The sequence below is a fragment of the Clostridium sp. FP1 genome, from assembly GCF_011065975.2.
Taxonomy (GTDB): Bacteria; Bacillota; Clostridia; order Clostridiales; family Clostridiaceae; genus Clostridium_AD; species Clostridium_AD tagluense.
The window spans coordinates 1,531,239-1,546,609 of the sequence record NZ_JAAMNJ020000001.1 but is presented as its reverse complement, the minus strand read 5'-3'; the positions used below and the strand labels follow the sequence as shown (position 1 = coordinate 1,546,609).

Sequence of the window (15,371 nt, the reverse complement as noted above, 5' to 3'; positions counted from 1 at the left end):
TAATTTTCTCCTTTTGATTTTCGTAAAATTATTATAATTAGTCTCCTGTATCAAATACCTATCATTCTAACTAATTATTTTGAAAGAAGCTTTAGACGAACAATTTACTAAAAGCTTTTCCAAATTTATTAAATATATCATCTTGACCATTAACTTCCATTCTTTTGTTCCTATAATTTAAGGACTTTTTAAACGCCCCTAACTATAATAACATAATCCAAGAATTGTTATGGTGTTTATCTCAACAATGATAGAAAAAAAGAAATTTGTTTAATTAAATAATCACCTGCACAGCTGTTCCTCCTCTTCGAAGCTAGAATATTAATACTTTCAGAAGGAAAATCGTTAAAAATATAAAAGCTCCAAAATCTTAATATTTCTAAGATTTTGGAGTTCTTTATGTTTTAGGTATCTTCAAAAACACTATCAGCCTACTAGTCTATTTATATTCCTTATATTATAATGCTGCTCTAAATATACTAAGCACATCTTCGGCTTCTAAAACTCTGAAGTTTCCTAGTTTACCTCTTCTTACAGATTGATTTGCCATTTCTTCTAATTTCTCTTCATTTATGCCAACTTCCTTTAATGAAGAAGGAATTCCTAAGGAATTATAATATTCTCTTGTTTTTTCAATTGCCGCGTTAGCTATTGCATATTTATCTCCATTTTCATCAATATCCCAAACATTTACTCCATATTCAACAAATTTATCTAAAGTTGCATCATTTAAAATGTATTTCATCCAGTGTGGTGTTAAAATTGCAAGACCCACTCCATGAGTAATATCATAGTATGCACTTAATTCATGTTCCATTGCATGAACACTCCACTCTGTTTCTTTACCATAGCTTATAAGTCCATTTATTGCTAGACTTGAAGTCCACATTAAATTAGATCTTGCTTCATAATTTTCTGGATCTTTTAGAGCTATTGGACCATATTTTATACAAGTTTTAAGCATTCCCTCAGCCATTCTATTTTGCAAAAATGCTTCTTTTGTACTGCTAAAGTATACCTCAAAAATATGACTAGTTATATCTGCAGTACCTGCTGCTGTTTGTTTTACAGGCAATGTGAAGGTATAAGTAGGATCTAATATAGAGAACTTAGGTGCCATATCTTCGTGTCCTGTAGCTAATTTTTCCTTTGTCTCAAAGTTTGTAATTACAGCTCCTGCATTCATTTCAGAACCAGTGGCCGCTAGTGTTAATATAGTCGCAAGTGGAAGTACTTTTTTAATTTTATTTCGATCTAGCACTATATCCCATGCATCTCCTTCATAGTAGTAAGCTGCTGCTATAACCTTTGCACAGTCAATAGAGCTTCCGCCGCCTACTGCAAGTATAAGGTCTATTTTATTATCACGGCAAAGCTGAGCGCCTTTTCTTACGCTGGTTACTCTTGGGTTTGGTTCTACTCCTGCAAGCTCCCAAAAACTAATATTATTAGCTTTTAATATTCCAGTAATTTTGTCATGTAATCCACTTTTCTTTATGCTACCGCCTCCGTAAACAAGCAATACCTTAGAACCGAAGTTTTTTATTTCCCTAGCAAGTACATTTATTTGATCTTTACCGAAAAACACCTTAGTTGGAATTGAATAATTAAAATTTTTCATTAATAATCTCTCCTTTTATTTTTAAACAAAGAGCATTCTCTCCCTTTATTAGAATTTTTATTGTACAAGTATTATTGTACTACTATAATCGTTCAATGCAAGTACCCACTTTTTTAACATATAGTTACTATAATGATACCAATGTTTTTCATTGACAAAATTCGAAATTAAACATAATATTTCTTTATTGCCTATAATATAAAAAACAAATAATTATTTAAATTTAAGGGGTGTGGATAAATGAATACAATATTATTTGATCTTGATGGTACCTTACTTCCTATAGACATGATTCTATTTGAAAAACTATATTTTGAAGAGCTTTCAAAAAATTTTGCTGATATAATATCACCTAGTGAACTAGCTAAGAATATATGGAGTTCTACCAAAATCATGGTGGAAAACACAGAATATAAAACTAATGAAGAAATATTCATGGCTGACTTTACTACTAGAATGAATATGGAGCTTCCAGCGCTGCAAAAACGATTTGATGATTTTTATGATACAAGTTTTTTAAAAATCAAAGAATATGCACAAGATATTCTTTGTATAAAAGAAAGTGTTAAAATATTAAAATCAAAGGGTTATACTGTTGCACTTGCAACAAATCCCCTATTTCCTGAAAAAGCTATTCATCATAGAATACATTGGGCAGGTTTTCAGCCAGAAGATTTTTCATATGTCTCAACCTTTGAGAAAAATCATTATTGCAAGCCACAATTAAAGTATTATGAAGAGATCTTAAAAGATATAGAAAAAAAGCCTTATGACTGTTTAATGGTAGGAAATGATGTTCAAGAAGACTTAATAGCTAAAAAACTTGGACTAAAGACATATTTAATAACAAATAATTTACTACATAGGACTGGTGAAGAAATAATAACTGACTATTCAGGTGAATACGAAGATTTTTATGAATACGTAAAAGACTTACCAGCTCTTAAATCATCTTCTGCGAAGCTGCAATATTAACGACTTCAGAAGGAGATTTAGACCCCCACTGAAGTTTTCTTTTTGTTATAAGTACAGGACTCCCACTTATAGAAGTAGGAGACTTCCTTCTGAAATGTCGTTAAATAAAAAAGTCAGCGAGGGTTAACAATTTTAAAACATATTGTTAACCCTCGCTATTTAAAATTTTTACTTCAAACTTTCCACTTGCAATATGGGTGGCACTTTTTTATCCATGATGTATAATATATATATATCAAACTTGCCACTTGCCACGTGGGTGGCACCAAAGGCACTAAAGGAGATTAAATGAGAAAAGAATATATAAGTTATATAAATGATTTACCTTTAAACATCTCTCTAGAAAGTGTAACGGACTATCCAATACATTGGCATAATTCTATAGAAATAATTTTTGTACTTGAAGGCAGCGTTAATGTACTTATAGAGTCAGGAAATTATGAAGTATACGAGCGTGAAATTGAGATTGTAAATTGTGATGAAGCCCATAGAATTTATTCAGATGTAAATAATAAGGTTTTAATTTTTCACCTGGACCCTTTATTTTTCGAAAAGTATTATGATGATATGAAAAACATTTATTTTTATACAAACTCTAGTGAAGAAGGCGCACAACAGGAAGCAAAATATGATGTTCTTAGGAAATACTTATCTATTCTAGCTTGCGAAATAATACAAAAAAGTGAAAACTTTGATGATCAAATAGAGGCTGTTTTAGTAAAGTTATTATTCCATTTAATAAACAAATTTCACTATCTTAATTATGATGAAAAAGACTTAAAAGAAAATGTAATACAATTTCAAAGGTATCATAGGATTAGAAAGTACATCTATAATAACTATATGAATAAAATTAGTTTACAGGATATAGCAAGCCAAGAATATTTAAGTTCTTATTATTTATCTCATCAAATAAAAGAAATGGCTGGAACAAATTTTGGTGAACTCGTAAATATTGTACGAGTAGATGAATCTATTAAATTACTATTAGATACAGATAAAACTATCTCAGATATTTCTCTGGATGTTGGTTTTTCTCATGCTAGATATTACAATAAGAGCTTTAAAGATCATTATAATTGTACTCCACTACAATTCAGGAAAAAATATCATGTACCAGGGGAAGAATTTGATAGCTTCAAAAAAATGGATACACATGATTTATCTGAAACACTGGAGTATATATCTTATTATTTAGAAGATTATGATAGATTCAACTATACTAACAAAATTATAAAAATCCAAACAGACTCTCTGCTGCCAAGTACAAACCTAGAACATAGATGGAAGGAAAAAATAAATTTGGGGCAAGCAGAAGAACTTGTTAAATCAGGTGAACAAGGATATCTAAGATCTATTCAAGAGGCTATAGGCTTTGAAAATGGTATAGTTCAGAACTTATTTGGAAAAGAAATGAAGGTATATTTTAATGAAAATGTAAAGTTTTTAAATTGGAACGAAGTTGAAAAATTATTAGAATTTTTAATGGATATATCCCTGGTTCCCTTAATAATTTTGAACCAGACTTTTGAAGATAAAAGCTCTTTTATAAAACTTTTAGAAAGCTTTATCATGTATTTTGTTGATATATATGGCATTGAGGTAGTTAAACTTTGGAAATTCCAAGCATCAAAAGACTTATCTGTAGAATATATAGATATTACAAGGGAAATTTTCGAAAAATATGAATTGCAGAATCTAATAGAAGATCCTTTTAATGTTCCTGAAACTATAAATACTATTTATGATTCCTCCTACATGCTTCCATATATTATTCATAATTTTATTACCAACAATAATAATAGCTTACTTACTCTAAAAGCTTTTGATACTGTAGATGAAAATTCAATTTTAAATAATGAATTATTTTTTGGTTCACCAGGTCTCCTTACTTTAAATGGAATAAGGAAAGTTTCCTACTATGCTTACTATTTATTATCAAAGTTAGGAAACGAAGTTATAGACCAAGGTGATGGATACATTATCACAAGGCAAGATGAGGATATACAGGTCCTACTTTACAGTTACAGTGATGAACTTAATAGTCTAATTAAGTTGGAAGATTTGTCCAAAGGTAAGGGTAGTAAAAATATTACTGAGAGAAAGATATCCCTATCCATTAAAAATTTGGTTAATGACTATAAAGTTATTAAATATGAAATTGGTGAAAATTTCGGCTCAGCTTATGATATCTGGTTACGTATGGGTAAACCCAAACGGCTTAGTTATGATGAATGGGAAACTTTAACTAAAATTTCCACTCCTAACGTTTCTCTATCCTATGCTAAAAAAACAGCAGTTTATAATAATATAATAAAGATAGAAGGCTATGGTTCTACACTAATAGTTCTTCAAAAAGTACAAAAACACCTATTTTAAGGTGTTTTTTTGTTATTTCAGTATTATGGAAAGTTACATGTTAGCAATTTTGTACTTCTTATCTAGCAAGCCTGTGAATGCTAATATATTGATAATAGCGTAGAATAATACTATGGAAACAAAAATTTTTAGGGAGACGTGAATTTAATGACAATGGGTAATGTGGCAGAAAGTAATAAAGCATTTGGCGAGGAAAAAATCGGAAAACTATTGTTAAAATTTTCTGTGCCAGCAATAATTTCTTTAATGGTAGCAGAAATGTACAACATGGTGGATTCTATGTTTTTAGGAAAAGCAATAGGAGCTGATGCTATTGGTGCTTTAACTATAGCCTTTCCAATTCAAAGATTATTTTTAGCTATATCTATGCTTATAGCTGTTGGTGCTTCTACCGCTGTGGCAAGAAGCTGTGGAGACGAAGATTTTGAAAATCTAAGGACTATCATACCTAATGCTATAGTTCTAATGCTTATAATGATATCTATAATTGGTACTGGTATTTTTATTTTTCAAGATAAAATTTTAATTAGTCTAGGTGCTTCGGAAAAGATGTTCCCTCTTGCAAAAGATTATGTAAGTATAATATTAATTGGTGTGCTATTTCAATCCTTTACGCTAATTGCATCTTATATTATAACTGCCTTTGGTAACACTAAAATAGTTTTATTTAGTACCTGCATTGGAGCAATTTGTAATGTAATTATAGATTATGTTTTAATAAATGTATTTTCCTATGGAGTAAAAGGAGCTGCTATAGCTACAGTAATATCTCAGATAATAGGTTTTATATATGTTCTAACTGTATTTATGAAAATAAAGAAGGAGTTAAATTTTTCTATTAGACTAACTCTTAATAAAGCAGTATCACTTGGAATAGTATATGTTGGGTTTTCAACATTTATAATAGAAATCTCAGATGCAGTGGTAGCTGCTATATTAAACAATTTGCTATCCTCCTATGGCGGAGATTTAGCCATTGTAACAGTTGGTTTAACTACAAGGGTTTCAATGTTTTTATTTATGACAGTAATGGGTATAAGCTCAGCTATGCAACCTATAGCTGCTTATAATTATGGTGCTGGAAATTATACCAGATTAAAAGAAGTTGTTAAAACAGCTATAATTGCAGTATCTGTAAGTTCAACTATATTGTGGGCAATATTTATGATTTTTGCAGAATCACTTATAGGTATATTTATAAGCGATAGTGCTATTATAGTAGGAACAGCAAAGGCTTTTAGAATGGTTATAGCTGTATTCCCTTGCCTTGGAATATATTATCTGTCAATCTCATATTGCCAAGCTATAAATAGAGTTAAAGCTTCTTTTAAATTATCTATTTACAGACAAATAATAGTATTTATTCCACTAGTGTATGCACTTGTAGTAGGTTTGGACATGGGAGTCTTTGGAGCATGGCTTGCCTATCCCATATCTGATGTAATATCTTTTATTACGGCTGCTATATTCATTAAATATACTTATACTTCTTTAGAGATACTAGAAATGCATCAAATTTATAAGAAAAACAAGGCTAAACTTATTAAATCTAGACTTGCTCCTGCAGGTATTTAAAAAATCTATGTTTAAGTCATTTGAAAAAGAACAGACTAGTCAACTGGCTAGTCTGTTCTTTTTCAAATGCTTTATTTAAATTATTATATGGTCTTTTTCGTAAGCTTTCATTATTTCACCCTGTTTTATCATTTTTATATCCCCATAAAAGTGTACTTTATTATCCATTACAATGATTCCATCGCCGTCATTACATGCATAAACTGTATTGCCAGTATTTTTAGAATGTTCTTTTAAATCTTCTAAATAATTACTATCTTGATTCCAATGTGGCATAAAATCAAAATCAACTAAAGCTAAAGATGACAAATCCGATAGTCCAACTATATCCTTATCACCAAATTTTGCGGAGGATATGTCTTTTGACATAATTATTGCCCCTGCACTTAATCCTATAATATGTCCTCCATTCTCAACATACTTTCTAAGTCTAGTTATTAGATACCTCTTTTTTAAGTTATTTAAAAAGTAATAGGTATTTCCACCTGATAGATATATTATTTCTGATTCAAATATCTTTTCTATTTTTTCAATATTACAAAAGTCATCGATATCAAAATAATCAAATTGAAAATTCCCATATTTACTTAATTCCATTTTTGCTTGTTCAAAGTATTTTAGTTTTATATCCGACATTGAAGGTATATAGCTTATTGTATATTTCTTATCTAAAAATATTTCTTGCATTTTTCGTTTCAAATTCACGTTATCATTTTCAGTAAAATCACTGAGCAGAATTAAGGCTCCCATATTATTATCATCTCACTTCCTCATTAATCCTTAGGTCTTGCTGCTGATGCCTATTAATTCATCACCTACTGTGATGAAATGTCCTCAAAACAGAAATACCCTTTTATGAAAAATATTCTTCGCTTAAAAGTCCCATAACAATTTCATCGTAATACTTTCCATCTCTGAATATTTCTTTTCTTAGTCTGCCTTCTTGTTTAAATCCACATTTTTCATAGCATCTAATTGCACGTTCATTAAAGGAATATACGTTCAATTTAATTTTGTGTATATTCATTTGCTCAAAAATAAACCTAATTAAAACCTTCATTGCATCAGTGCCATAGCCCTTACTCCAATAATCTTTATCCCCGATGAATATACCTACAACTATCACGCTGTTTTTCCAATCTATATCGTTTATCCCGCAACCACCTATATATTTGTTATCCTCTAATGTCTCTATGGCAAAACTGTATTTTTCCTTCGTACCTGACATTCCTTCAAACCATTTTTGTTCATCTTCAAAGGTAAATAAATAAGGAATTCCTGGGTGTAAGAGTCTCTTTACCTCAGGATCATTTATAAAATTTTGAGCTTGTTTCACATCTTCTTTTTTATACTCTCTTAATCTGATTTTTTTACCTGTATACATAGTTATTTCCCTCCTGTATTCCTTAATAGTACATAACAATTATCAATTGTTATATCTCGTGTAGCCTATTATTAACAGGTACACCTCTAAACTTATATTTTTTCACATATATATAATCCATGTTGACTATATCCAATTAAACTGCTATCACTACATGTCATTAAGTGATATTCCATCCACTTTTCAAATTCCGTTCCGTTAAATTCGTTTAATTTATCACTAAACAGACCCACCAATCCATCAGTTCCAATATGACTAATCTTTGTTATATTAAAACTATCCATTAAATTTTCTATATCATCATATTTGGAATAGTAAAAGCAGTCTCTTTCATCACCATATTCTAATCCTGTTTTTACAATATTGTTCAAGCCCTCATCATTAATATTTTCTTTTTTTCTATTTATCATATTAACAAAAGTTGAAAATCTATTGATATAAGCAACTGCTAAAATTCCACCACTTTTTAATACCCTTAAGCATTCATCTAAACATTGTATTTTATCTTCCTGTTCCTGCACCAACTTCTAGAATCCTTGCACCTGGTTTAACAATCTTATCTAAGTAATGCATAGTTGTAATAAACTCTATTTTATGTGCATTATCCTTAATAAGTCTCGCTTCCTCATCATAGTTTTCATAATATTCTAATATACTTTTCATTGTATCCCCCCTATATTCTCTCTGAAGTAGATAGCAATTGTTAATTGTTACTACTTAATTATAAAACAAAAAAACTCCACGAAATCACTTTGGAAGTGACTCCGTAGAGTTATCTACGTGTAGGAAAGTCCCTGTACCGCTAACATTTTGTTAGGTACACTCACTGTATATGTTATATATTATTACATTATCAATATATTGTCAATATGAAATTCATAAAAAGCGCAAAATATTCTCACTAGTATGTCGCCATCTTGCCACGTGGGGCACTTATTCCTTAGTTTGAATGAAAATATGGACCACAAGTTACTCTTTCATGTGTTAACGCATAAGTCCAAGTAAAATCTTCATTGGTTACATAAATATCATTAAAATAATCAATATTCTCCGCAGTAAATTTCTCAGCATTATTTAAACGATAACAAGTTGTTCCCTCATTAAAGAATAAATATAATGTTTCTTTTTTAATTTTAATTAGCGCTGCATCTGCATCTTCTCTTTGCACGCACGACAACTTTCCATAGCTAAATATATGCCAAAGACATTGGTCTAGGTTAGCATCACTGACATCTATATTTCGAGTAAAAGTTTCAAGCCATTTACTTCGAAGTTCATCTGCTTTTGAATAATGAACATCTTTATCAGAATATAACTTTGTCAACGCAATACCTTTTTCTTCTAATCCCCTTAAGAAGCTATTATAGTAAGTTATATTTAATTCTCTACAGTTAATTGTTACTTCATTTCTGTGTTCCACTGAATTATAAGTTAATTCATCAATGCAAATAAATTCCATAAAATTATTTTGTATATGAATTGTATAATTAAAATCATCTAGCTTTTTAATATCTAAATATCCAATCCCCTCCTTATCAAAGTACTCTAAATTATTACAGTCGTCTCCAATACATTTTTCAGCATAAACATTACAAAGACGTAATTCTACAGCGGTTTCTCCTAAATTCCCTTTCATTAAATGAAAAATATAATTGCTACCTTCTTTCTTTATAGATAGTGCTGAGCCATTAAGGTTAGGCCACTGCCCTTCACAGTATTGTATTAGTTCTTTTCCACCAGCTATAGTGTCAGGTGCAAAAACTTCTTTAAGTACTGCATATCCTTTAGGAATCCTTTGGCGTTCAAAAAAAACGCTGTTATTTAGTAATTCTCCTTTTTGTGATGGTACTATTGCCCTTTTAAATACTATGTAAAATCCAAATTCATCTTGTCCTATTTGAATAATTGACCCCTCAATAACCTCATCTGATTTAAGCTTTATGCTATATATTCTATTTTTTTCAAAAATTATATTACATGGTTCGGATAACCATATACGTTTAACGTTAAATGCTAATTCATAATAATCTTTCATATTTACATACTTATTATTATTTACTGCCCTTATTATATTAATTGAAATTTCCATAAACCCTCCATTTCGCATATTATGATTCTACTTTCAGACTAATTAAATAATATAAAACCATTATTTGCTTATTTAAATATACAGAATATTAATACAAACATCAAGTATTTAACAAAACTACATATAAATTCTTAAAGCCCACTTTAAAGGATTCTATGAAAAAAGCTCCATCATAAAATCTTGTATGTTGACATTATAAATAATGAATGTATAATTGTAATTGAATAATAAAATTTAAACATAAATGCAATGAAAGAGAAAAGTAAGTATATTTCAATTTAAAGAGAACCAATGATGGTGGAAATTTGGTATTTGAAACTACAGAAAGAAGCTCTGGAGCATTGGACTGAAACATTTGAGTAAGTCCAACGGTAGCTTTCCGTTATAAAAGTACAGTATGATTTATACTGTTAATAAGTGGATTTAGGTATTGCAAGATGCCTTTACATCAATTTAGGTGGTACCGCGGAAGTTTACCTTTCGTCCTATATAGTATAGGATGAGAGGTTTTTTTTGCGATTAAATAATATTAACAAGAAAGGATGATTAAAATGGATTGTTTAAAATTAGCAGATTTACTGCTTCCTAGCATTGACAAAACTCCAGAATACTATTCTAATCTCTACCCAGAAAGAAACCTTAAACAAGGTGCTATGGTTACAAGATATGCACCTAGCCCAACTGGTTTTCAGCATCTTGGAGGGGTATTCGCGGCGCTTATATCTGAGAGAGTGGCTCATCAAAGTGAAGGAATATTCTATTTTAGAGTAGAAGACACTGATAAAAAAAGAGAGGTAGTTGGTGCCATTGAAGATAGCACTAACACCTTACGCGATTTTGGAATTTATTTTGATGAAGGAGTTGTGGATTCTAATAGTGAAAAAGGTGCTTATGGACCTTATAAACAAAGTGACAGAATGGAAATATATCATACCTTCGTAAAAGATTTGATAAAAAAAGGCTTAGCTTATCCCTGCTTTTGCACAGAAGAAGAATTAAATGCCACAAGGGAAATTCAGCAAGAGCAAAAAATCAATACAGGATATCATGGAAAATGGGCTATCCACAGAAATGCTAGTTTCCATGAAATTAATGAAAATTTATCAAAGGGCAAACCTTTTGTTATAAGACTTAAATCCCCTGGGGACCCAAATAAAAGAGTAATTTGTAATGATTTAATTAAAGGAAGTATAAGTATGCCAGAAAATGATCAAGATATTGTAATACTTAAAACCAATGGACTTCCAACCTACCATTTTGCTCATGCTGTAGATGATTATTTAATGAGAACAACCCATGTAATACGTGGTGAAGAATGGCTTTCTTCTCTTCCTATACATTTGCAATTATTTGAAGTGTTAGGCTGCGCTGCTCCAAACTATGCTCATATACCTGTCATAATGAAAATGGACGGAACATCAAAACGTAAGCTTAGTAAAAGAAAAGACCCTGAAATTCGCGTAGATTTTTATAAAGCAGAGGGATATCCTCTTATATCTGTAACTGAATATCTTATAAATTTAGTTAACTCTAATTTTCAAGAATGGAGAACTGAAAACGTAGATGAGCCTTGTACAAACTTTATTATTGCCCTTGAAAATATGAGCAAAAGCGGTGCACTATTTGATATTTTAAAACTTAACGATATGAGTAAAAATATTATAGCTACTATGAGCGCAGGTACAGTTTATGACTTATACCTTGCTTGGGCTAAAGAGAATGATACTGCAACTTCCGATATACTTATCAAACATGAGGATTATGCAAAACAAATATTTAATATTGAAAGAGAAAATGAAAAGCCAAGAAAAGATTTTGTAAAATGGCTAGATGTAAAAGAACATATTGAATATTTTTTCGATGATTTTTATAAAAATAGTATTAGTGCTGGCACTAATTTCCCTGAACAAATAACAATGGAAGACGTAAAAATAATCCTTGCGGACTATATAGATATATATAATCATTGTGATGATGCGGATACTTGGTTTTCACGTGTTAAAGAACTTTCTGAAAAACTTGGATATGCAAAAAACGGAAGAGTTTATAAAAAGAATCCCGAATTATATAAAGGTTTAGTTTCTGATGTTGCAACCGTTATTAGAGTTGCTTTAACTAACAGAACACAAACTCAGGATTTATATGAAGTAATGCAAGTTATGGGTGAAAAACGTGTTATTGAAAGATTAAGTCAAAATTTTATTTAATAAGTAAAATTTATATTCATTGACAAATATATCAAAACACATTAATATGTTAAGTATAGAGATTATGTAGGTCTTAAAAAATAATATATGTAGAGGGAGTAACTTCCTGCTTTTTTAAGCAGAATCAAAGTCGTCACCACGGATTAAATCCCGGCTTTGATAACTTCTAAAGTTTAGTAAGACTCTACAGCTGGTATTTATGCCAACTGTAGAGCCTTTTTATTTTACCCTGTTATTATAATCAATAAGTTTTATCTATACTAAAGGAATTGACACCATAAAAATAACCATTACGAGGGGGAATATTAATGAACATGTTTTATAAACAAACATCGGAAGAGGCGATGAGAACTCTGGGAGTTAGTGACAAAGGACTAAATGATCTTGAAATAAAAAAACTAAGAGAAAAGCAGGGCTTTAATGAATTAACTGAAGGCGCTAGAAAAAGTAACCTACAGGTATTCCTAGAACAGTTTAAGGACTTTTTAGTAGTAATACTTTTAGGTGCCGCTCTTATATCAGCTTTCCTTGGTAAGTTTGAGAGTACACTTGTTATAATTGTAGTTGTTGTTATAAATGCTATTCTTGGAACTGTTCAGCATGTTAAGGCAGAACAATCTTTAAAAAGCCTTAAGGCCCTGTCCTCTCCCACAGCCAAGGTTTTAAGAAATGGAGAAAAACTAGAAATCCCTTCAAGAGAATTGCTGACCGGAGATATCTTATATTTAGATGCAGGCGACTATGTAAGTGCTGATGGACGAATAATTGAAAACTACAGTCTTCAGATAAATGAAAGTTCATTAACAGGTGAGTCTGAAAGTGTTTTAAAAACAACTGATATAATAAATCAGGATAATGTAGCAATCGGCGATAAAAAAAATATGGTGTTTTCCGGAAGCTTTGTAACCTATGGAAGAGCTTTAATTTTAGTTACATCTATTGGAATGGAAACAGAGCTAGGTAAAATAGCTAACCTTTTAGAAACTGCAAAGGAAAAGAAGACTCCATTACAAGTTAACTTGGACAATTTCGGTAAAAAGCTTGCCTTTGTTATACTTGCAATATCAGCCCTTATTTTTATTCTTAATGTATTCAGAGGCTACGCAATTATTGATTCCTTCATGTTTGCTGTATCTCTTGCTGTTGCTGCAATACCTGAAGCATTAAGTTCAATAGTAACAATAGTTCTTGCCATTGGAACCCAAAAGATGTCGCGTGAAAATGCTGTTGTAAGAAAGCTTCATGCAGTTGAAAGCCTAGGAAGTATTTCAGTAATATGCTCAGACAAAACTGGAACGCTAACACAGAACAAAATGACTGTACAAAAGGTATATGTTGATGAAAAAGTACTGTCTCATGATGAACTTGACCATGATAAGCTTTTGGAAAAGAATCTTGTACTAATGGCACTATTATGTAATGATGCTATAACTATTAAAGACAAAGAGATTGGAGATTCCACTGAGGTTGCACTTGTAAACCTAGGTGAAGTATATGATTTAGACGAGCTAGATATCAGAAAAGACTATCCAAGAGTTTCTGAAGTACCCTTTGATTCTGATAGAAAGCTAATGAGTACAGCAAATAAACTTGAAGATAAAACCTTTATGATAACCAAGGGTGCGCTTGATGTACTTTTATTAAGATCTATAAGTATAGTTACATCAAGTGGCGTTAAAACACTGACGGAGAATGATAAAAAAGAGATTGAAAGAGTAAATAAGGAGTTTTCCGAAAGTGGACTCAGAGTTTTAGCCTTTGCTTATAAAGAAATAGAAAATAAAAAACCAATAGGTATTTCAGATGAAAATGACTTGATATTTGTAGGTCTAATTTCCATGATGGACCCACCAAGAATAGAATCTGCTACAGCAGTTGCAGACTGTATAAGGTCTGGCATTAAGCCAGTAATGATAACTGGAGATCATAAGATAACCGCCTCTGCCATAGCGAAGCAAATTGGTATATTAACAAATGAATCTGAAGCTATAGAAGGCTACGCGCTTGACTCCTTAAGCGATGAAGAGCTTAAAACTAAAGTAGAACATATTTCTGTATATGCAAGGGTATCCCCTGAGCATAAGATAAGGATAGTAAGAGCATGGCAGGAAAGAGGAAATATCGTCGCAATGACCGGTGATGGTGTAAATGATGCTCCTGCACTAAAACAAGCAGATATTGGTATTGCTATGGGAATAACAGGTACTGAGGTTGCTAAAGATGCTGCTTCTATAGTACTTATGGATGATAACTTTTCAACCATTGTAAAGGCAATTTCCAATGGAAGAAGTATATATTCAAACATAAAAAATTCAATTAAATTTTTATTATCTGGAAATACCGCAGCTGTGATTTCAGTTCTTTATACTTCACTTGCAGCGCTCCCAATGCCTTTTGCACCAGTTCATCTTCTATTTATCAACCTGGTTACAGATAGTCTTCCAGCTATTGCAATAGGACTTGAACCTCATAATAAAAATATAATGAATGAAAAACCTAGAGATATAAACTCACCTATATTAAATAAATCCTTTTCAATAGAAGTATTAATTGAAGGATTAATTATTGCACTAGGTACAATGACAGCATTCCATATAGGATTATCAACCGGCGATACCACAACCTCCAACACAATGGCATTTGCAACACTGTGTTTTTCAAGACTGCTCCATGGATTTAACTCTAGGTCACAGGAATCCATATTTAAAATAGGAGTTTTCTCAAATAAATATTTGTGGATTGCCACCATACTCGGGTATTTACTTTTAGAATTTGTTTTAAGTTTCAAGCCACTTATGGGAGTTTTTGAGGTAGCTGCACTAACTTTAAATCAGCGTGCTATAGTATACGGACTTTCATTTATGCCTCTAATTCTGATTCAAATATATAAACTATTATTTGTAAAAGCTAATAAGTAATATACTATAGTCTAGAATAATCATTAAATGCTGCAGGAAGATGTTAATATCTTTCTGCAGCATTTTTATTACGCAGGTGACTCCCGCTTATAGGAGTAGGAGACTTTCCTTCTGAAATGTCGTTAAACTTTTAAAATATATTGGCATCAGGCATTCTACCGAAAATTCTTTATTGTGGTTTTAGGATACTAAAAATCAAATACATTATTTAACTACTTGACAA

11 protein-coding genes and 1 other annotated feature are annotated in these 15,371 nt (G+C 31.0%); of the genes, 5 read left to right on the top strand and 6 right to left on the bottom strand.

The window, feature by feature from the left end; all coding sequences use genetic code 11:
• Positions 1 to 457: 457 nt before the first annotated feature.
• Entirely contained in the window at positions 458 to 1,621 is a 1,164-nt protein-coding gene (locus G9F70_RS07480; RefSeq protein WP_164945428.1) for an iron-containing alcohol dehydrogenase, read from the bottom strand.
• 240 nt (positions 1,622 to 1,861) lie between these two features.
• Between G9F70_RS07480 and G9F70_RS07475 the strand changes: the two genes are divergently transcribed.
• From G9F70_RS07475 to G9F70_RS07465, 3 genes are all read left to right on the top strand, one after another.
• Positions 1,862 to 2,596, top strand: a complete 735-nt coding sequence (locus G9F70_RS07475; RefSeq protein ID WP_164945427.1) for an HAD family hydrolase — start codon at positions 1,862 to 1,864, stop codon at positions 2,594 to 2,596.
• Between the two features lie 288 nt (positions 2,597 to 2,884).
• A complete protein-coding gene (locus G9F70_RS07470; protein WP_164945426.1) occupies positions 2,885 to 4,975 on the top strand; it encodes a helix-turn-helix domain-containing protein in 2,091 nt (696 codons plus the stop codon).
• Between the two features lie 147 nt (positions 4,976 to 5,122).
• Positions 5,123 to 6,550, top strand: a complete 1,428-nt coding sequence (locus tag G9F70_RS07465) for an MATE family efflux transporter (protein ID WP_224617463.1) — start codon at positions 5,123 to 5,125, stop codon at positions 6,548 to 6,550.
• A gap of 75 nt (positions 6,551 to 6,625) precedes the next feature.
• Here G9F70_RS07465 and G9F70_RS07460 read toward each other — a convergent pair whose 3' ends face one another.
• The 5 genes from G9F70_RS07460 to G9F70_RS07440 form a co-directional block, all read right to left on the bottom strand.
• Complete coding sequence (locus G9F70_RS07460; RefSeq protein WP_164945425.1) at positions 6,626 to 7,300, bottom strand: Type 1 glutamine amidotransferase-like domain-containing protein; 675 nt, start codon at positions 7,298 to 7,300, stop codon at positions 6,626 to 6,628.
• Between the two features lie 103 nt (positions 7,301 to 7,403).
• Positions 7,404 to 7,934, bottom strand: a complete 531-nt coding sequence (locus G9F70_RS07455) for a GNAT family N-acetyltransferase (RefSeq protein ID WP_125003400.1) — start codon at positions 7,932 to 7,934, stop codon at positions 7,404 to 7,406.
• Between the two features lie 92 nt (positions 7,935 to 8,026).
• On the bottom strand, positions 8,027 to 8,458 hold the full coding sequence (locus G9F70_RS07450) for a hypothetical protein (RefSeq protein ID WP_164945424.1): 432 nt from the start codon (positions 8,456 to 8,458) through the stop codon (positions 8,027 to 8,029).
• On the bottom strand, positions 8,436 to 8,597 hold the full coding sequence (locus tag G9F70_RS07445) for a hypothetical protein (RefSeq protein ID WP_164945423.1): 162 nt from the start codon (positions 8,595 to 8,597) through the stop codon (positions 8,436 to 8,438). The genes G9F70_RS07450 and G9F70_RS07445 overlap by 23 nt, the downstream gene beginning before the upstream one ends.
• A gap of 277 nt (positions 8,598 to 8,874) precedes the next feature.
• Positions 8,875 to 10,023 carry a DUF4275 family protein gene (locus G9F70_RS07440; protein ID WP_164945422.1) on the bottom strand — a complete coding sequence of 383 codons (1,149 nt, stop codon included), beginning with the start codon at positions 10,021 to 10,023 and terminating at the stop codon, positions 8,875 to 8,877.
• A 240-nt stretch (positions 10,024 to 10,263) separates the two neighbouring features.
• Positions 10,264 to 10,514 (top strand) — a binding site (T-box leader).
• A 60-nt stretch (positions 10,515 to 10,574) separates the two neighbouring features.
• Here G9F70_RS07440 and gltX point away from each other — a divergent pair.
• Together gltX and G9F70_RS07430 are read left to right on the top strand one after the other, a co-directional pair.
• Complete coding sequence (gltX, locus tag G9F70_RS07435; RefSeq protein WP_164945421.1) at positions 10,575 to 12,230, top strand: glutamate--tRNA ligase; 1,656 nt, start codon at positions 10,575 to 10,577, stop codon at positions 12,228 to 12,230.
• 308 nt (positions 12,231 to 12,538) lie between these two features.
• Positions 12,539 to 15,148, top strand: coding sequence for a cation-translocating P-type ATPase (locus G9F70_RS07430; protein ID WP_164945420.1), 2,610 nt, complete (start codon positions 12,539 to 12,541; stop codon positions 15,146 to 15,148).
• Positions 15,149 to 15,371 lie beyond the last annotated feature (223 nt).

Excerpts from the sequence above, each read along its gene's own strand:
- G9F70_RS07480 (WP_164945428.1), bottom strand. The coding sequence starts at position 1,621 with ATGAAAAATTTTAATTATTCAATTCCAACTAAGGTGTTTTTCGGTAAA.
- G9F70_RS07475 (WP_164945427.1), top strand. The coding sequence starts at position 1,862 with ATGAATACAATATTATTTGATCTTGATGGTACCTTACTTCCTATAGAC.
- G9F70_RS07470 (WP_164945426.1), top strand. The coding sequence starts at position 2,885 with ATGAGAAAAGAATATATAAGTTATATAAATGATTTACCTTTAAACATC.
- G9F70_RS07465 (WP_224617463.1), top strand. The coding sequence starts at position 5,123 with ATGACAATGGGTAATGTGGCAGAAAGTAATAAAGCATTTGGCGAGGAA.
- G9F70_RS07460 (WP_164945425.1), bottom strand. The coding sequence starts at position 7,300 with ATGGGAGCCTTAATTCTGCTCAGTGATTTTACTGAAAATGATAACGTG.
- G9F70_RS07455 (WP_125003400.1), bottom strand. The coding sequence starts at position 7,934 with ATGTATACAGGTAAAAAAATCAGATTAAGAGAGTATAAAAAAGAAGAT.
- G9F70_RS07445 (WP_164945423.1), bottom strand. The coding sequence starts at position 8,597 with ATGAAAAGTATATTAGAATATTATGAAAACTATGATGAGGAAGCGAGA.
- G9F70_RS07440 (WP_164945422.1), bottom strand. The coding sequence starts at position 10,023 with ATGGAAATTTCAATTAATATAATAAGGGCAGTAAATAATAATAAGTAT.
- gltX (WP_164945421.1), top strand. The coding sequence starts at position 10,575 with ATGGATTGTTTAAAATTAGCAGATTTACTGCTTCCTAGCATTGACAAA.
- G9F70_RS07430 (WP_164945420.1), top strand. The coding sequence starts at position 12,539 with ATGAACATGTTTTATAAACAAACATCGGAAGAGGCGATGAGAACTCTG.